The sequence below is a fragment of the Acinetobacter sp. YH12117 genome (genome assembly GCF_013418865.1).
GTDB lineage: Bacteria > Pseudomonadota > Gammaproteobacteria > Pseudomonadales > Moraxellaceae > Acinetobacter > Acinetobacter indicus.
Map to the genome: position 1 here is coordinate 1 of NZ_VPBF01000048.1, position 18,984 is coordinate 18,984.

Consider the following 18,984-nt stretch of genomic DNA (forward strand, 5'->3'; position numbering starts at 1 on the left):
TAATTGTTCTACCACATAGCTGATGGGTTGATTGCGAAACAAGGCAAGCCCAAGAACAAGCCAAACCACGTGCTCAGCAGGTAATTTTCTCCTTCTGATCGATGCCTTACCTGTTTGATGCAGAGATATTTCAATCCAATTTAAGTCAATAAGTTCACAAAAATGGCTAAGTGATGGGAGAGCATGTTCAAGAGTGGATTCTAAATGTTCAGATAAAGACATAAAAAAAATGAGCGTATTTACATACACTCATTTTTACTACATTTTTCTAATATTTGCTTAACTGACTGGCATTACCGCAGGTAGGGGCTTTTTTTAATGGGTGATTTTTATCAGCAGTCTGTTAGTGAAGAGCGATATTGTAAGATCAAGCGAAAATACGTAGGAACGTACTGAATGGCGCAGAGCAGACATACCGTCTTATAGAGATGATCGCTGTATCACATCTCTAGGTCTTTCCATCCCTCGAGATAATCGGTTGGGGACAAAATAAAGCAACTAAATGAATAACATTCCGCAGGCGGTGCAAAAACAAAAACAGCGGCCGAAGCCGCTGTTTTTGATCTTAGGTTTAATTAGTGTTCTTGCTGGATACCCGCAACCAACCAGTCCTGGCTAGAACCTGCTGGCTTAACAAAATGCCAGATTTCAGTGAATGGCTGTGGCAAGCTGTTTAAATCTTCACTCACCGTACCGGTAAAGCGCACACTCACTACATACTGACCATTTTCAGTAGCATAATCGACCACCATCGCATTCAGGTTAGAAAACTCAGCCACATCCTGATCCTGATTGGCCATGATGTCCTGATACATCGACTGGTACAGATCAGGGGTTAAATAACGCTGAATTTCAGCAATATTGCTGGCCGTATTCATAGACTGAATATGGTTAAAACGCTGACGTGCAACACGCAGAAAGGCTGCTGGCTCCGTACCATCTGGTAACTGGTTACCACTGTTGGTGTACGCGGTACCAAAGGCAGCGTTATTCACTGGTGCTGCACCAAATGGCGCATTGTTGGTTGGGGCTGAACCACCGACGTTCTGGCCAAAGATATTGGTGTTATCGCCACCGGCACGTGGTGCAGCAGCAGATTGACCAAACGGTGCGTTATTGGCACCGTTATTTGGCGCATACGGGTTATTGGCTGCTAATTTTTTTTTTTGCGCCCATCTTGCGGAAAATGAAGAAGGCGACTGCTGCAGCGAGGAGAATCCAGATCCAGCCTGGGATTCCACCTTCTTCCTCCTGTTGAGCCTGTGCCTGGCTGGCTGGCTGATCATCTGCTAAGGCATTGGCAGCCACTGCACCAATCGCAGCACCTGCAACACCCGCAGCGACCATACCACCGACACCCGGACCAGATTTTTGCTGCGCAGGCGCAGTAGCTGGAGCGGGCTGTTGTGCAGGAGTAGCTTGACGAGGCTGTTGGTAAGATTGAGTTGGTGTTGCTGAACGGCTCATGCCATGGCTTTTACCACCACCGGCACGTTTTGCTTCGGCTGCTAAAGGGGCAACCAAGAGGGCAGCTGTTAAAATACCAGCCATCAAACCACGCTGTCGAACTTCCATCAATTTTTCCTATTTAAAAAAAGAAATTTATCGCCCTGTATTTATGCAGGCATTTGTCCCGAATTTCAATACAGAATTCAGCTTTTTTCACATGAAAAGCTCAAAAAATAGGGCAAAGGCTCTAGTGCAGTTCTTCACTTAAACTAATGGCCTCGCTCAGGGCTTCATGCAAACGGGCCACCGCAATCACCTGCACCCCTGGAATCGCTTTTTGCGGTGCATTGGCACGTGGCAAAATAATATATTTAAAGCCATGTTTAATCGCTTCTTTTAGACGTTCCTGACCATTCGGCACCGGACGGATTTCACCGGATAAACCGACTTCACCAAACACCGCCAGTTGCTGGGGCAGGGCTTTGCCGCGAATACTGGAAGCACAGGCCAGCAGCACCGCCAGATCGGAGCCGGTTTCGGTAATTTTCAGCCCGCCGACAATATTGACATAGACATCCTGACCGGACGTCTGCACACCACCATGACGATGCATCACCGCCAGCAGCATATTCAGCCGGTTTTGTTCTAAGCCGAGTGCAACCCGGCGCGGCTGACCATGTGCATCATCGACCAGTGCCTGTACTTCCACCAACAGCGGTCGTGTACCTTCGCGGCTAATCATCACAATTGAGCCGGGAATGGCTTCATCATAACGGCTCAGGAAAATCGCTGACGGATTGGCCACTTCACGCAAGCCTTTATCGGTCATGCCAAACACGCCCAGTTCATTGACCGCGCCAAAACGGTTTTTGACCGCACGAATCATCCGGTAGCGGGAATCGGACTGACCTTCAAAATACAGCACACAGTCCACCATATGTTCCAGCACACGTGGCCCGGCCAATGCACCTTCTTTGGTCACATGACCGACAATAAACAATGCTGTGCCACTATTTTTGGCAAAACGGGTCAGGAGCGCCGCCGATTCACGGATTTGCGATACGCCACCCGGTGCAGACTGCAAGGTTTCAGTATATAAGGTCTGGATGGAGTCCAGAATCGCCACCGCAGGACGTTGCTGGGCCAGTACCTCACAAATCCGTTCCACACAGGTTTCAGCCATCACTTTGAGCTGATCGGTCGGTAAATCCAGACGCTGCGCGCGTAAGGCCACCTGTGATAAGGATTCTTCACCAGTGACATATAAGGCAGCGCTGTTGCTGGCGGCCATATGGGTCGCGGTTTGCAGTAAAATGGTCGATTTACCAATTCCGGGATCACCACCAATCAGCACCACTGAACCAGTGACCAAACCACCACCAAGTACCCGGTCAAATTCGCCAATACCGGTGGCAAGGCGGGTTTCGGTAGAGACTGAAATCTGGTTTAAAGTAGTTACAGTTGAGGCCTGACCGGCATAGCCGCCGCCCATACGTGGCTGGGCACGATGGGTCACCGCAGGGGCAATGCTGACTTCGGTTAAACAGTTCCATTCACCACAGTCTGAACATTGACCGGCCCATTTGGGATGATCTGCGCCGCATTGTTCACAGCGATAGACACTTTTTGCTTTTGCCATAAATAAACGTCTGGAATGTGTTTTTTAAATCTTGCCCCACAGCATACAGAGGAAATGCCGATTTTCAAATTGTTGATACGCCGGCAAAGAAAAACCACCCGCAGGTGGTTGATCTTGTACTTTGATTTGAACGCTTTAGTAAAGTTCGCCGGATTTGCGTCGTGCAATAAAATCTTTCGATTCTTTGGCAATTACACCCGACAGCAGCAATAAGGCAATCAAGTTCGGTACTGCCATTAAACCATTAAAGGTATCGGCAAACAGCCAGACCAGATCTAGAGTTGCGACACAGCCAATAAACACCGACGCAATGTAAATCAGGCGATACGGCAGTACAAATTTCTCACCAAGCAGATAGGTCGCACATTTTTCACCGTAATAGCTCCAGCCTAAAATAGTCGAATAGGCAAAGAAGATCACCCCGAAAGTCACCACCCAGCCCCCGATTCCCGGCAGCAGTTTGTCGAATACGCTAATGGTCAGTACTGCACCGTTCTGATCACCAAAAGACTGGCCGGCCATAATAAAGCCCATGACCAGCACAATACCGGTAATTGAACAGACAATAATGGTGTCAATAAAGGTACCAGTCATTGAAACCAGACCCTGACGTGCCGGATGGTCGGTTTTGGCCGCAGCGGCAGCAATTGGCGCAGAACCCATACCGGCTTCATTGGAGAAGACCCCGCGCGCAACACCATAACGGATCGCGGCACCAATCGCACCACCTGCGGCAGCTTCACCGGTAAAGGCATAGGTGCAGATCATTTTCAGGGCAGGACCAACCAGTTCCAAGTTATTGAAAATGATGATCAGACCACCCGCGACGTAGCCAATCGCCATGATTGGGACAATAAAGGAAGAAGCGCGTGCAATCCATTTAATCCCGCCGAGAATTACCAGTGCCGATAATACAGTGATCACGATACCAGTGATCCAGGTTTCCAGACCGAAACCATTTTCAACGGCTAGAGCCACCGTATTGGATTGTACTGAACTGCCAATCCCGAAAGAGGCTACAGCACCAAAGAAGGCAAAGATCAGCGCTAGCCATTTCCATTTTAGGCCACGTTCAATGTAATACATTGGGCCACCGGACATTTCACCGCGTTCATTTTTAACACGGTATTTGACTGCCAGTACGCCTTCACCATATTTGGTCGCCATACCGAACAGCGCCGTCATCCACATCCAGAACACGGCACCCGGTCCACCCAGGACACATGCAGTTGCGACACCGGCAATATTACCGGTACCAATGGTGGCGGAAAGGGCGGTCATCAGTGAGCCAAACTGGGAAATGTCGCCTTCATGAGAGGGATGTTTGCCAAAAACCTGTTTAAAAGCCAGTGGCAACATGCGGAATTGCCAGAACAGCAGGCGGAAAGTCAGGAATACACCGGTACCGACAATCAGTACCAGCATAAATGGACCCCAAACCCAACCGCTGATGGTTTCCATGATGCTTTGTAAATTTTGCATAAAATTCTTCTTGTTCGTCCTGAGTTAATTTAAATTTCACTTAATTCTAATCAAGCAATTCATATGCCATGCGTGCTCATCCTCAGCACGTTTCATAACATTTATTTAGATTTATTTTTTACACAGTTTAGGAACTTTTACAATAAAAAGGCTGGAAAAATGTCTGTCCGTTCTACGACTAAAGAGAACTCATTTGCTATATAAGAAAAATAAATTAACTTTTAAGATTAGGCCGAAAATACAAATGAAGTGAATTTTTCTTTTTGTATTCCCCCCATTTTGCGTTAATTTGTCGCGATTAGACATCGAAGTTGAAAAATAATGTCAGGTCATCATACCGGTTCGTCGTCCGAAAACGGCGAGCTGCAGCGTAGTTTATCCAATCGACACCTGCAGCTGATTGCGATTGGTGGTGCTATTGGTACCGGCCTGTTTATGGGTTCCGGTAAAACCATTAGTCTGGCAGGACCCTCGATTCTGCTGATTTATATGATCATCGGTTTCATGGTCTTTTTGGTGATGCGCGCATTAGGCGAGCTATTGCTGTCCAATCTACAATATAAGTCTTTTATTGACTTTACCACCGATCTGATTGGTCCTTGGGCCGGTTACTTTGTTGGCTGGACCTATTGGTTATGCTGGATCACCATCGGCATCGCCGACCTTTCTGCGATTATCTACTATTTACAGTTCTTTAATAATGGCATGCCATTTACCCCGGGCGAAGGGGTGCTGATCAGTATCGCTTCCATTGTGTTCATCATGGGCCTGAACCTGGCAACAGTAAAACTATTTGGTGAGATGGAATTCTGGTTTGCCCTGATCAAGATCATTGCCATTGTGGTGCTGATTTCCGTGGGACTGTGGATGATCTTTACCGGCTTTACTAATGATGCCGGTACAGTCGCGTCATTTGCGCATATCTGGGATCATGGTGGTTTATTCCCGACAGGTACCATGGGCTTCCTGGCTGGTTTCCAGATTGCGATTTTTGCTTTCGTGGGTGTCGAGCTGGTGGGTACCACGGCTGCGGAAACCAAGGATCCAGAACGTAACTTGCCAAAAGCAGTCAATTCGATTCCGATCCGTATCATTATTTTCTATGTGTTGGCTCTGATCATTGTGATGTCAGTGACACCATGGGATCAGATTAATCCAAGCGTTTCTCCGTTCGTAAACCTGTTTAGCCAGGCAGGTATTGCTGCGGCTGCGATCATCATGAACTTGGTAGTACTGTCATCTGTAATGTCATCTATGAACAGTGGTGTGTTCTCGACCAGCCGAATGTTGTTCGGTCTGTCTCGTGAAGAACAGGCACCGAAAGCATTTGGGCGTTTGAACTCGCGTGCGGTCCCAGCCAATGCACTGTATTTCTCTGCAGTATGTTTACTGTTAGGTGCAGCATTACAGTACTTTGTGCCGAATACCGTTGAAGCTTTCACATTGGCAACAACTTTGTCGACCATCCTGTTTATTTGTGTCTGGTTGATGATCATCTGGAGTTACATGATCTATTACCGTACCCGTCCAGAGCTACATGCCAAATCGGTATTCAAGCTCCCTGGTGGTTTGGTGACGTGCTGGATCGTGATCATTTTCTTCGTTGGCATGATTGGTGTGTTATCGCTAGAAGATGATACCCGCCGTGCCCTGCTGGTCAGTCCGATCTGGTTTATTCTGCTGATTTTGGGCTATTTATGTTTCTATAAACAGAAACATAAATAATCCATATCAATAAAAACGTCAGCGATCTGCTGGCGTTTTTTTTTGTCTAAAGATACTCTCTAGCGTTTAACGCTTTGGTCATGGCGAATGATCGCGTTATACTTCATCGAAACTATTCAATTAGGTGGTCAGATGCGCCAAGTCATTTGCTACATCAGTCTCTTAGCAACAAGTCTTGCTCTTGTGGGTTGTGGTCAGTCCGGTGCCTTATACATGCCGAATGATCCGAATTACGACAAGCGTGCCAAGTTCCTGCTCTATAAAAATACCGAAGCTGAGTCTAAAACTGCCGATGAAGAACGGGATGCGCCTGTACAACAGCAGTTTTCTGCACCTGCAGCATCAGATTCAACTACCACACCTTAACGCTTTCAAAGAAAGGATACCTTCATGAGTTTCACCCGCATTAATGGGGTATTGCATGCCGAACAGTGTTCATTGCAACAGCTGGCAGAGCAATTTGGCACACCACTCTATGTTTATTCAAAAGCGACTTTTGAAAAGCATTATCTGGACATGGACCGTGCATTTGACTTTATCGATCATCAGATCTGTTTTGCGGTCAAGTCAAACTCCAATATTGCGGTGCTGAATGTATTGGCCAAGCTCGGTGCGGGTTTTGATATCGTGACCGGCGGCGAGCTGGCACGCGTATTGAAAGCCGGTGGTGATGCTTCGAAAATCGTTTTTTCTGGTTTGGGCAAAACCGAAGCTGACATTAAAAAAGCACTGGAAGTGGGCATTGCCTGCTTTAACGTTGAATCCTATGCAGAGCTGGATCGGATTCAGAAAGTGGCGGCTGAACTGAAGGTTAAAGCGCCAATTTCTTTACGAGTGAATCCGGATGTCGATGCCAAAACCCATCCTTATATTTCAACCGGTTTAAAAGAAAACAAATTCGGTATTCCATCAGATAGTGTATTTGATACCTATCAATATGCGGCATCGTTACCTAATCTGGACATTGTCGGGATTGACTGCCATATCGGTTCACAGCTGACTGAAACCCAGCCTTTTGTTGATGCGCTGGATCGGGTCATGCTGATGATTGAGCAGCTGAAACAGATGGGCATTACACTCAAACACATTGATATTGGTGGTGGTTTGGGCGTGACCTATAAAGATGAAACTCCGCCATCGGTTGAAGAATATGCCAATGCACTGCGCCCGGCTTTAGAAAAACTGGGCCTGAAAGTGTATATGGAACCGGGCCGGAGTATTTCCGCCAATGCCGGTGTGCTGCTGACCAAAGTCGATTTACTCAAACCGACCAATCACCGTAATTTCGCAATTATTGATGCGGCAATGAATGACCTGATTCGTCCTGCTTTATATGAAGCGTGGATGGACATTCAGCCGGTGACGCCACGTACCGATGTCGAAACCCAACAGTGGGATGTAGTCGGTGCCATCTGTGAAACAGGTGATTTCCTTGGTAAAGAGCGTGATCTTGCCATTCAGGAAAACGATGTACTGGCAGTGCTGGGTGCCGGCGCTTATGGTTTTGTGATGAGCTCCAACTACAACAGCCGTGGCCGTGCTGCAGAAGTGATGGTCGATGGTGATCAGGCGCATCTGATTCGTGAACGTGAAACCATTGAATCACTCTGGGAACGTGAGCGTTTATTGCCTTAAGGAGTAAATCAGGATGTTTTTAGAATTTACCAAGATGCATGGTCTGGGCAATGACTTTATGGTGGTTGATTTAATCAGCCAGCGCGCCTATTTCGATAGCCTGACCATTCAGCGTCTGGCCGACCGTCACTTTGGTGTCGGGTTTGACCAGTTGCTGGTGGTTGAGCCACCTGATGTTCCGAATGCCGATTTTAAATACCGTATTTTTAATGCCGATGGCTCAGAAGTCGAGCAGTGTGGTAATGGCGTACGCTGTTTTGCGCGTTTTGTGCATGAGCGCCAGCTGACCAGTAAAACCAAAATCAAGGTGCAAACCAAAGCCGGGATTGTTGAGCCGGAACTGGGTCAAAATGGCTGGGTGCGGGTAAATATGGGGCAGCCGAAATTCCTGCCGCAAGAAATTCCGTTTATTGCCGATGAACCGGATAACTTATATGACCTGATGCTGGCCAATGAAGAGAAGCTGAGCATTGATGTGGTCAATATGGGTAATCCACATGCTGTGACCATTGTGCAGGATATTCTGACGGCTGATGTCGCACGTTTAGGTCCACAAATTGAATCGCATGAGCGTTTCCCGCAGCGCGTGAACGCCGGTTTTATGCAAATTCTGGATGAACAGCATGCCCGTTTACGTGTGTTTGAACGTGGTGTCGGTGAAACGCTGGCCTGCGGTACGGGCGCGTGTGCAGCAGCAGTTTCAGGCATGCGCCGTGGCTTACTGGCCAGCAAAGTTGAAATTGAACTGGCGGGTGGCAAGTTACAGATCGAATGGAAAGAAGGCGATGTGGTCTGGATGACCGGTCCAACTGCCAATGTCTATGAAGGCCGTCTGGATTTACGTTATTTCCAGGGCTAATCTGACCATTTCCTATACAAAAGCACCGTTCTATTCACGGTGCTTTTTTATGTTAGGATGATTTGAGTTTTGCCTGCAGAGCCATGATGATGCATAAACTTGTTTTTCTGCCGGGTGCCTCAGGTAGTCAGCAATTCTGGCAGCCGTTAATGGCCCGGTTGCCAGCATCGGCCCGGAAAACCGTGATTGCTTATCCTGGTTTTGATGGGGTAGAAGCCGATGCCAGCATTCAGAGTCTGGCCGATCTGAAAACGCGGGTGATCAGTCAGATTGAAGAGGACAGCATTCTGATTGCCCAGTCGATGGGCGGAGTGTTGGCCATAGCCGCTGCATTGCAGCAGCCGAATAGACTTCGGGCCTTGGTGTTAATGGCTACTTCGGGCGGACTGGATTTAACTTCGTTTCAGGCCAAAGACTGGCGTGAGATTGAACCCCTGCAATGGGCCAAGCTGCCGCAGTGGTTTGTGGAAGATCAGACCTATTATCATCCGGAACAATTGGCCAGTATTGATCTGCCGGTGTTATTGCTTTGGGCCGATCAGGATGAATTGAGTCCGGTTGCCGTTGGTGAGTTTCTGGCCCGGCAGTTGCCGAATGCCCGATTGGTGATTATGCCCGATGCTGATCACTGGTTTGCATCCTCGCAGGCTGAACGTGTCGCCGGGGAGATCAACCGTTTTTTACACGACTATTTTTGCAAAGCTACTTTTTAAAAGACAATTTTTTACCAGAACATAGGATGGTGTGATGAAGTTAAGTGCTGAACAGTTACTGGAGATGTGGCTGAAACAACGCGAAATCCAGCATCAGTCGGCACATACTTTGCATGCTTATGCACGTGATGTTGGTGATTTCCTTCATTTTTGTCAGCAGAAAAACATGCCGCTGGCCGATGTGGAAACCGCTGACTTGCGTGAGTTTCTGGCGCATAAGGTCGAAGCGCAGCAGTTGAGTTCCAGCAGTTTGCAGCGCATGTTGTCTTCTATTCGCCAGTTTATGAAATGGGCTGAACAGGGGGGTTATTTGGCGTTTAATCCGGCTGATGATTTTCAGCTAAAACGTCAGCCACGTCCTTTGCCGGGCATGGTCGATATTGAAACGGTACAGCAGATTTTAGATCAGCCAGAGCCGGAGTCAGAGCGGCAAAAACAGCTCTGGGTCCGTGATAAAGCGATTTTAGAGCTGCTGTATTCCAGTGGATTGCGCCTGGCGGAAGTACAGGGCTTAAGAATTAAAGATCTGGATTTTAACCGGCAGTTATTGCGGATTACCGGTAAGGGCAATAAAACCCGGGTGGTACCGTTTGGTTCTAAAGCCAAAGACAGTGTGATGCGCTGGCTACAGATTTATCCGCTGTGGCAGGGTGATTTTGTCCCGGATGCGCAGCTGTTTATTACGGAAAAAGGTCAGCCACTCGGTGCGCGGCAAATTGAAAACCGGGTCAAGTTGCAGGCCCAGCGTGCTGGTGTCAATGTCGATTTGCATCCGCACTTATTGCGACATTGTTTTGCCAGCCACATGTTATCTAATAGCCGTGATTTGCGTGCGGTGCAGGAGATGTTGGGGCACAGTAATTTGACCACCACGCAAATTTATACTCATGTCGATTTTGATCATTTGGCGCAGGTTTATGATCAGGCTCATCCAAGGGCGCAGCGCAAAGAGCAGGGCTGAATTGAGGCAAGTGAAAAGGACTTTCAATTCACGGGTGAAAGACTAGAATAGAGGTGTCAGGCATGAGCATGTGCCACCATTGTAGAATAAAAATAAAGGTGGAGATGGCGTATAAAGAGGGTTAATTTTTGACTCGAGTAATATTCAGAGCGAGCACAAAAATTCCGAGGACCCAACCTGATTGATGATTTGGGAAAAATGTAAAGGCATAGATATGATTTCGGATATTCAACAAAAATATGAACAGCTGAGTCCGGCGCAAAAAGAAATTTTTGCCGGTTATGGTTTAAGACAGGTGAAACACTTTGTGGAAATTAACCTGCCAGCCATGCAGGCTATTTTACCTGAACAGGCCGTGATTCAAGGCATTAACGCACAAGGTAAGGTGCAGGCGGTTCATACGGAAACAGGTCAAGGCTATTTATGGATTTCCGATCGTCAGTGGCAGGAAAGCCAGCAATTGACCCAAACCGTCGATGCAACTGAAGATTTTATGCAGGTCTGGAAAGTGTTTAATCTGGCTGAATATGACCTGATTGATTTAAGCCACGTGCACCGCGACTTTTTGGATGGTCAGCAGGCTTAAACATAAGCACTACGTGCAGCATAGCAAGAGAAGGTTATCTTGCGTGCTGCAACTTAACAATCTTCAAAATCGCCGGCTAGGCTTATAAATCTTCCAGCGGCAGTTGAAAACTCTGTTTAATAATTTGACTTGGCAAATCGGTTTTGACACTGGTGATGCCATTTTTTTTGGTTAAATGGGTGGACTGAAATTTACGATAACTTTCTAAATCGGGCACCACCACTTTCAGCATCGCATCGCATTCCCCCAAAATAATATAGCACTCCATCACCTGCGGTAATTCTTTCATCGCCTCAATGAAGGTATCAATAGTTTCGGCATCCTGCCCGACCAGCCAGATCCGGGAAAATAAAATCAGTTGAAACCCAATCTTATGCGGGTCCACCACCGTAGTGTAATTCTGGATTACTCCGGCTTCTTCTAAAATTTTCACCCGTCTTAAGCAGGAGGACGGCGACAGGCCAATTTCACGGGCCAAATCGTTATTCTGAATACGGCCATTGTTTTGTAAAGCTCGAATGATATTTTTGTCGATGCGATCCAGCTTTATTCGAACAGACTTTGGATATTGCTTCATAAATTAGAGGATAATTTGAAAAATTATTTAAATTATAGAATATTTGAAATCCTATTTTATAGCGTTTCGCAGATACTAATTTTCACTTTCTCAAGTACGACGGGAAAAAGGAAATGTCTGTATGGGTACTTTTTGCATTGACTGTGTTGCCGCTGATTTTTACGCCGGGGCCGGATATGTTATTCATTTTGTCGCAAGTGATGGGTAAAGATGCAAAAGCAGGCATGATGGCCACAGTCGGCGTGTGTAGTGGTTATCTGGTGCATTCGATTCTGGTGGCGTTGGGAATTGCCGCGATTATTGTGTCCTTTCCGCTATTATTTGAAGCGATTCGCTGGTTAGGGATTGCATATTTGCTGTATTTGGCGGTGGGTTTATTCAAGTCGGTATTGAGCAAGAAAAAGCTGGCGATTGAAAGTCGCAGCAGCAGTCATCCGGTGCGCAAAGGATTTTTTACGGCACTGTTGAATCCGAAAGGCATGCTGATTTACTTTGCGATTTTGCCGCAGTTTATTGATAAAACTGGAAATACCGTTACTCAAGGCTTGTTATTGTCCTGCATTTTTATTGGGCTAATTTTTATTGTGTACTGCGCGTTAAGTCTGATCTTTGCCAAAATCACCCAGAAAACCCAGCTGGATGAACGTAAACAGAAGTGGATTGATGGTACATCTGGTGGTTTACTGGCGCTGGCGGCCAGCTGGTTAATGGTCAATTAAGCTGTGAAATTTAGAAAAAGCATGTCCTAGGTCGACATGCTTTTTTTATATGGAGAGCGTGAAAAAGAGAATTGTTACAAAAACAGAAATGAACCGATGGTCATCTTAGACCAAAGTCTGGCAGGGGATACAAACTGCTATCCTAAATGACATCAAAATAGCCAGGTTTCGGTCTGCTATGTTAAAAAATGAATAATAATTCATTTTATTGTGCTGGCTAGTTAATCAGAACAACTGATGTGATACATAAGATAAAAAGATAATATAAATCAATGGTTAAAATATAGCTTAATCTGGCTGAAATATAGCTGGGTTAAGCTGGATGAAAAAAGTATGAACGCAACGTTCAGCTATTTTTACGCATTTTTACAGCTTCTTGGGCAATTGTGACTTGACCGAAATGCCAAACCCATTGCAAGATAAGACACCTACAAAAATTTAAGTGAAGAGTTATCTTAACTTTTCTCATCTTTTACATTTACTAAAACAGCCGAGGATTACATGAAGGCTCTTGTTGCTGTAAAACGTGTGGTTGATGCCAACGTTAAAGTTCGCGTTAAACCGGACAATAGTGGGGTTGACCTTACTAACGTTAAAATGTCAATTAACCCATTCTGTGAAATCGCCGTGGAAGAAGCGGTTCGTCTAAAAGAAAAAGGAACAGTTTCAGAAATCGTTGTTGTTTCTATCGGTCCTAAAGAAGCGCAGGAACAAATCCGTTCTGCTATGGCGCTTGGTGCTGACCGCGGTATTTTAGTTGAAACTGCAGATGAAATTGGCGCACTTGAAGTGGCTAAAATTTTAAAAGGTGTTGTTGAGCAAGAGCAGCCACAACTGATCCTTTTAGGTAAACAGGCAATCGATGATGACTCAAACCAGGTGGGTCAGATGTTGGGTGCTTTACTGGGCGCAGGTCAAGGTACATTCGCTTCTGAAGTGAAAGTAGACGGCGACAAAGTACAAGTGACACGTGAAATCGATGGCGGTTTACAAACTGTTGAATTATCACTGCCAGCAATCATCACGACTGACTTGCGTTTGAATGAGCCACGTTATGCGGCACTTCCAAACATTATGAAAGCGCGTAAAAAACCGCTGGATACCAAGTCTCCTGCAGATTACGGTGTATCAGCCGGGACTAAACTGAAAACTGTAAAAGTTGAGTCACCAGCTGAACGTAAAGCGGGCGTACAAGTGAAGTCTGTAGATGAGCTTGTTGAAAAATTAAAAAATGAAGCGAAAGTGATCTAATACAGAAGGATATAAATCATGAGTATTTTAGTTATCGCTGAGCACGACAACAAAGCACTAAATGGTGCAACGTTAAACGTTGTGGCTGCAGCTCAAAAAATCGGTGGTGATATCACTGTATTGGTTGCTGGTTCTGGCGCGCAAGCAGTTGCTGATCAGGCAGCTAAAGTTGCGGGCGTGAGCAAAGTATTACTGGCTGATGATGCTGCCTATGCAAATCAGCTGGCTGAAAATGTCGCAAAACTGGTTGCTGAATTGGGTAAAGGCTATAGCCATATCCTTGCAGCATCTACAACAACAGGTAAAAACATTTTACCTCGCGCTGCAGCATTGCTGGATGTCAGCATGATTACTGACATTATTGCAGTAGATAGTCCAAATACATTCAAGCGTCCAATTTATGCCGGTAACGCGATTGCAACTGTTGAATCTTCAGAAGCAATTGTTGTCGGTACTGTACGTGGTACAGCATTTGATGCGGTTGCTGCGGAAGGTGGTTCAGCTGCGGTTGAAGCTGCGGCATCTACAGGCGATGCAGGTATTTCTAAGTTTGTGAACGAAGAAATCGTGAAATCTGAACGTCCTGAATTAACAGCTGCACGTATTGTAGTATCAGGTGGTCGTGGTGTAGGTTCAGGTGAGAACTATCACAAAGTACTTGATCCACTGGCAGACAAACTGGGTGCAGCACAAGGTGCATCTCGTGCAGCGGTTGACGCGGGCTTCGTTCCGAACGATATGCAGGTTGGTCAAACAGGTAAAATTGTTGCGCCTGATCTGTACATTGCTGTGGGTATCTCAGGTGCGATCCAGCACTTGGCCGGTATGAAAGATTCTAAAGTGATCGTTGCGATCAACAAAGATGAAGAAGCACCAATTAATGCAGTAGCTGACTACTGGTTAGTAGGTGACTTGAACACTGTAGTTCCAGAATTGGTTTCTAAAATCTAATTCCTGAACTTCGATTAAAAAGACGCTCTTGCGCAAGCAGTAAAAGTTTTTACTTTGCTGTTTTGTTCAGGGGCGTTTTTTATTCTGTAATTTTTTATCGGAATTCATCAAAATTTAACATTTTTAGTATTGTTAAATTCAATAAACAGCAGAAGAGTCTAAAAATTATGCTAGTATGCCGGTTTTTGAAATCTTTGATTTCGTCAGCCGGAGTCTCCCATTGAGTTTTGATACCCGATTGTCCAATCAAGTCTTTATCTTATTTCTGCTGTGTCTAGGTTTGCCATTCCTGGTCGATTTGCATCTGCCACTTTTAGATGGTCAGCTCGTGCGTGGCGTTGAAAATGTTCAGGCTTTCTTATTATTGTTCTGTGCAATATTCAGTTATTTTTATATCCGTCCTTTTGATTTGGCGGATGGACAAAAGCAGTTCTGGTTATGGGCAATTTGCTGGTGGCTATTGTTGTTTGGCCGCAGTATCAGCTGGGGGCGAGATTATTTTCCGGAAGTGCCGAAAGTGTATTTCAGAGCGATTTCAATTGTGCTGATTGCGCCTGTGGTGTTTATGCTGTTCTCTCGTCATTTGTGTGCCGAAATTGTGCGTAAATTTAAGTCGGTATCCTTGCCGCTCTGGGTTTTAATTTTGAGTGTAGTCGGTCTAATTGCCGCAGATTCTATCGAACATGGCCGTGCCATCAGCTTTATTTTCCTGCACGATGTGGCTTATAAAGATTTTATGGAAGAAATGTATGAATTCCCGTTAATCCTGGGCTTATTCATGATGACTCTGCATATTATGAAGCAGGATAAACCGCCAGTGGTGGCCGAGCCAGTATATCTGGAGCTGGATGATCACGAAGCGGTGGCCAAGAACTAAGTCGGTTTCACATCATGCTCTCAAATATAAATCATGCCTTGTCCGAGGCATGATTTTTTTATGTCTTTTATTTCAAAAAAGAAGATTGCTTGATCCAAGGCCAATTTTGTCGCAAAGCGTATATTTTATGCATAGCGCAATATTGATCAAATGAGCAGAAATGCCATGTGGCGCGATGGATTTCACAGCTGGATATGCTGATGAAAAGTAGCTGCAAGACCGATTGGCAAAAATAGCTTAAAAATGTACCAAAAACTCATCTTTAAACATTAGAAAATTAACGAGATTAAGATGAACAGGATGACACAAAAATAGGACTATTTATGCTATAATTCCCAGCTAAATTTTCGTTTTTTAACTCAAGTTTTGAGTTAAATTTTTTGCCAAATTTACGATATAAAATGCGGGCAGAAATCTGCTTGTATAACAAGGAGTATGCATGAGCGTATCGGAAATTAGACCGATTGCCATTGAGGATGAACTCAAGCATTCATATCTCGATTATGCAATGAGCGTGATTGTGTCACGGGCATTGCCAGATGTACGAGATGGTTTAAAACCTGTTCATCGTCGTGTGCTTTATGCAATGCACGAATTGGGCAATGACTACAACAAAGCCTACAAAAAGTCTGCCCGTGTTGTGGGTGATGTGATCGGTAAATACCATCCACACGGCGATTTCGCAGTCTATGAAACCATCGTTCGTATGGCGCAAGACTTCAGTCTGCGCTATCAACTGGTGGATGGTCAGGGTAACTTTGGTTCGATTGATGGCGATAGTGCGGCCGCAATGCGTTATACCGAAGTACGTATGACCAAGCTGGCCCATGAACTCCTGGCCGATCTGGAAAAAGATACCGTAGATTGGGTCGATAACTACGATGGCTCGGAGCGTATTCCTGACGTTCTGCCAACCCGTATTCCAAACCTGCTGGTGAATGGTTCTGCCGGTATTGCTGTCGGTATGGCGACCAACATGGCACCGCATAACCTTACCGAAGTGATTAATGCCTGCCTGGCCTATGCCGATAATCCGAATATCAGCATTGAAGGCCTGATGGAACACATCAGTGGTCCAGACTTCCCGACAGGCGGCATCATTTACGGTAAATCGGGCATTGTCGATGCTTACCGTACCGGTAAAGGCCGTTTGCATATCCGTGGTAAATATCATTTTGAAGAAGACCAGAAATCTGGTCGTACCACCATTGTCTTTACTGAAATTCCGTATCAGGTTAACAAAGCCAAAACCATTGAGCGTATTGCTGAACTGGTTAAAGAGAAAAAACTGGAAGGAATCTCGGAGTTACGTGACGAGTCCGATAAAGACGGTATGCGCATTGCGATTGACTTGAAACGTGGTGAGAACGCCGAAGTCATCGTCAATAACCTGTTCCTGAACACGCAGCTGGAAAACTCGTTCAGCATCAACATGGTCTGCCTCGACAACGGCCAGCCAAAACTGATGAACCTGAAAGACATCATTGCTGCGTTTATCCGTCACCGCCAGGAAGTGGTGACTCGCCGTACCATGTATGAACTGCGCAAAGCACGTGAACGCGGTCATATCTTGGAAGGTCTGACCGTTGCTTTGGCGAATATTGATGCCATCATCGAAACCATTAAAACTTCTGCCAACCCGGCCGAAGCGCGTGAGCGTTTACAGGCTGGCGAATGGGCCGCTGGTGGTGTGGTGGCATTGCTGGAAAAAGCCGGTTCCGTGTCTATTCGCCCGGATGAAATTGAAGGTGAAGATTTAAGCCGTCCATTTGGTTTAGATGGAGATGTTTACCGTCTTTCTCCAGCGCAGGTCGGTGCGATTCTGGAACTGCGTTTACACCGCTTAACCGGTCTGGAACAAGACAAGTTACATGCAGAATATTCTGAAATTCTGGCGCAAATCGCCGAATACACTGCTATTTTAAATGACTTTAATTTATTGATGGCGGTGATTCGTGAAGAGCTGGCGCTGGTATTGCAGCAATATGGCGATGCACGTCGCACTGAAATTGTTGAATCCCGCATCGACTTCTCGCGTGAAGATTTAATTCCTGAAGAGCAGGTGGTGTTAACCGTTTCACAATCCGGTTATGCCAAGACTCAGCCATTGTCCGATTATCAGGCTCAGCGCCGTGGTGGTCGTGGTAAGTCTGCCACAAGCATGAAAGAAGATGATTATATCCAGCATCTGATTGTCACCTCGAACCACGCGACCGTACTGTGCTTTACCGATGTCGGTAAGGTCTATCGCCTGAAAGTATTTGAAGTGCCACAAGCTTCACGTGGTTCGAAAGGCCGTCCAATGGTCAACCTGTTGCCATTAGATGCCAATGAAACCATTACCGCGATTCTGCCAGTAATTGATGCACCGAAGAAATTCAAAGAGCGTCTGGCCGATTTCCGTAGTTTTGTGAAAGCCAACTCAGCACAATTACAGCAAAATCAAGTGATTGCTAGCCATTATGCCGAACTTGAAGCCGCGTTTGCAGAACTGGCAGATGGTGATGATCTGTCGGATGCCTTGCGTGTTCAGTTAAAGCAGCTGGGCCTAGAGCTGTCAGCCACAGACCTGGATGATGAAATTGTTGCAGAATTTGCCGAGCAGGCTGAAAATCTGCGCAAAAACTTCTATGTGTTTATGGCAACAGCGTCTGGTACGGTTAAACGTGTCGAGCTGGAGCAGTTCAGCAATGTGCGTTCTAACGGTTTACGTGCCATTGAACTGAACGAAGAAGACACCCTGATTGGCGTGGCGATTACCGATGGCGAACAGCAAATCATGCTGTTCTCGAATGAAGGTAAGGCGATCCGTTTTGCTGAAACTGATGTTCGTGCCATGGGCCGTTCAGCCAAGGGTGTGCGTGGTATGCGTGTCACCATTGGGGCAGCGCAAGCGGAAGAAGCCGAAGACGATACAGCCGATAGCGAAGATGATGCAACCGACAGCAATTTTGTGAGCCGGATTGTATCGCTGGTCGTGGTACCAGAAACCGGTGAAGTGCTGTGTGCATCCGCCAATGGTTATGGTAAACGTACTCCGGTCGATGACTTCCCGACCAAAAAACGTGGCGGTAAGGGTGTAATTGCAATCAAGACCTCTGAACGTAACGGTGAACTGGTCGGCGCGGTGGCCATTGATGCTTCGAAAGAATTGATGCTGATTTCGGATGGCGGTACGCTGGTACGTACCCGTGCTTCGGAAGTGGCGGAAACCGGTCGTAATGCGCAAGGTGTACGTTTAATCCGTTTAGGTGAAAACGAAACGCTGGTGGGTGTAGAAGCGATTGAAGCCGTGGAAGAAGATGAATTTTCTGAAGATTTAGCTGATGAAAATACAGCTTTAGATACGCTAGAGACCGATGCAGCATCTGCTGAGCAGGATGAAAAACCGGCTGAAGAATAATTTCTCTTCTCATGAAAAGGACGCTTCGGCGCACTGCTGTCCCATAGTTTGCTTTAAATAAAAAAACCTGAGTCCTAACAGTTAAAATATGAGTGTAAACAAACACTTTAACGACCAGGATTCAGGTTTTGTCACATCAGAATACCGTATTTCATGA

General features: G+C 46.1%; 16 protein-coding genes and 1 pseudogene. 12 read left to right on the forward strand and 5 right to left on the reverse strand.

From position 1 onward, the window contains the following. The 4 genes and pseudogenes from FTU55_RS13180 to FTU55_RS13195 all read right to left on the reverse strand — a co-directional run. Nucleotides 1-222 (reverse strand): transposase domain-containing protein (locus tag FTU55_RS13180; protein WP_180047331.1); only part of this gene is annotated, 222 nt, incomplete at its 3' end. 353 nt (nucleotides 223-575) lie between these two features. Continuing rightward, nucleotides 576-1,575: pseudogene (locus FTU55_RS13185) on the reverse strand (Tim44 domain-containing protein). Between the two features lie 121 nt (nucleotides 1,576-1,696). Beyond that, the gene (gene radA / locus FTU55_RS13190) at nucleotides 1,697-3,088 is read right to left on the reverse strand and encodes a DNA repair protein RadA (protein WP_168396299.1); all 1,392 of its coding nucleotides are present in this window, start codon (nucleotides 3,086-3,088) and stop codon (nucleotides 1,697-1,699) included. 135 nt (nucleotides 3,089-3,223) lie between these two features. Further along, nucleotides 3,224-4,570, reverse strand: coding sequence for a sodium:alanine symporter family protein (locus FTU55_RS13195; RefSeq protein ID WP_180047333.1), 1,347 nt, complete (start codon nucleotides 4,568-4,570; stop codon nucleotides 3,224-3,226). Between the two features lie 321 nt (nucleotides 4,571-4,891). Between FTU55_RS13195 and FTU55_RS13200 the strand changes: the two genes are divergently transcribed. The 7 genes from FTU55_RS13200 (at nucleotide 4,892) to FTU55_RS13230 (ending at nucleotide 11,049) form a co-directional block, all read left to right on the forward strand. Next, nucleotides 4,892-6,295 carry an amino acid permease gene (locus tag FTU55_RS13200; protein ID WP_180047335.1) on the forward strand — a complete coding sequence of 468 codons (1,404 nt, stop codon included), beginning with the start codon at nucleotides 4,892-4,894 and terminating at the stop codon, nucleotides 6,293-6,295. A gap of 132 nt (nucleotides 6,296-6,427) precedes the next feature. Beyond that, nucleotides 6,428-6,661 (forward strand): lipoprotein, encoded by a 234-nt coding sequence (locus tag FTU55_RS13205; protein WP_180047337.1) that lies wholly within the window; start codon nucleotides 6,428-6,430, stop codon nucleotides 6,659-6,661. 24 nt (nucleotides 6,662-6,685) lie between these two features. Beyond that, a complete protein-coding gene (gene lysA / locus FTU55_RS13210; protein ID WP_180047339.1) occupies nucleotides 6,686-7,930 on the forward strand; it encodes a diaminopimelate decarboxylase in 1,245 nt (414 codons plus the stop codon). Between the two features lie 13 nt (nucleotides 7,931-7,943). Beyond that, complete coding sequence (gene dapF / locus FTU55_RS13215; RefSeq protein WP_016659990.1) at nucleotides 7,944-8,789, forward strand: diaminopimelate epimerase; 846 nt, start codon at nucleotides 7,944-7,946, stop codon at nucleotides 8,787-8,789. A gap of 89 nt (nucleotides 8,790-8,878) precedes the next feature. Next, entirely contained in the window at nucleotides 8,879-9,502 is a 624-nt protein-coding gene (locus tag FTU55_RS13220) for an alpha/beta fold hydrolase (protein ID WP_180047341.1), read from the forward strand. Nucleotides 9,503-9,536: 34 nt separating this feature from the next. Further along, entirely contained in the window at nucleotides 9,537-10,463 is a 927-nt protein-coding gene (locus tag FTU55_RS13225) for a tyrosine recombinase XerC (RefSeq protein WP_163145990.1), read from the forward strand. Nucleotides 10,464-10,677: 214 nt separating this feature from the next. Continuing rightward, on the forward strand, nucleotides 10,678-11,049 hold the full coding sequence (locus FTU55_RS13230; protein WP_034597425.1) for a hypothetical protein: 372 nt from the start codon (nucleotides 10,678-10,680) through the stop codon (nucleotides 11,047-11,049). Nucleotides 11,050-11,131: 82 nt separating this feature from the next. Here the strand turns inward: FTU55_RS13230 and FTU55_RS13235 are convergent, their stop codons facing one another. Continuing rightward, nucleotides 11,132-11,626 carry an Lrp/AsnC family transcriptional regulator gene (locus tag FTU55_RS13235; protein WP_045795165.1) on the reverse strand — a complete coding sequence of 165 codons (495 nt, stop codon included), beginning with the start codon at nucleotides 11,624-11,626 and terminating at the stop codon, nucleotides 11,132-11,134. Between the two features lie 113 nt (nucleotides 11,627-11,739). Between FTU55_RS13235 and FTU55_RS13240 the strand changes: the two genes are divergently transcribed. The 5 genes from FTU55_RS13240 (at nucleotide 11,740) to gyrA (ending at nucleotide 18,827) form a co-directional block, all read left to right on the forward strand. After that, on the forward strand, nucleotides 11,740-12,345 hold the full coding sequence (locus tag FTU55_RS13240; RefSeq protein WP_016659994.1) for a LysE family translocator: 606 nt from the start codon (nucleotides 11,740-11,742) through the stop codon (nucleotides 12,343-12,345). Nucleotides 12,346-12,846: 501 nt separating this feature from the next. Next, nucleotides 12,847-13,596 carry an electron transfer flavoprotein subunit beta/FixA family protein gene (locus FTU55_RS13245; RefSeq protein ID WP_005176529.1) on the forward strand — a complete coding sequence of 250 codons (750 nt, stop codon included), beginning with the start codon at nucleotides 12,847-12,849 and terminating at the stop codon, nucleotides 13,594-13,596. An 18-nt stretch (nucleotides 13,597-13,614) separates the two neighbouring features. Beyond that, on the forward strand, nucleotides 13,615-14,547 hold the full coding sequence (locus FTU55_RS13250) for an FAD-binding protein (protein ID WP_005176532.1): 933 nt from the start codon (nucleotides 13,615-13,617) through the stop codon (nucleotides 14,545-14,547). 175 nt (nucleotides 14,548-14,722) lie between these two features. Then, the gene (locus FTU55_RS13255) at nucleotides 14,723-15,424 is read left to right on the forward strand and encodes a hypothetical protein (protein WP_180047343.1); all 702 of its coding nucleotides are present in this window, start codon (nucleotides 14,723-14,725) and stop codon (nucleotides 15,422-15,424) included. 439 nt (nucleotides 15,425-15,863) lie between these two features. After that, complete coding sequence (gene gyrA, locus FTU55_RS13260) at nucleotides 15,864-18,827, forward strand: DNA gyrase subunit A (RefSeq protein ID WP_180047345.1); 2,964 nt, start codon at nucleotides 15,864-15,866, stop codon at nucleotides 18,825-18,827. Nucleotides 18,828-18,984 lie beyond the last annotated feature (157 nt).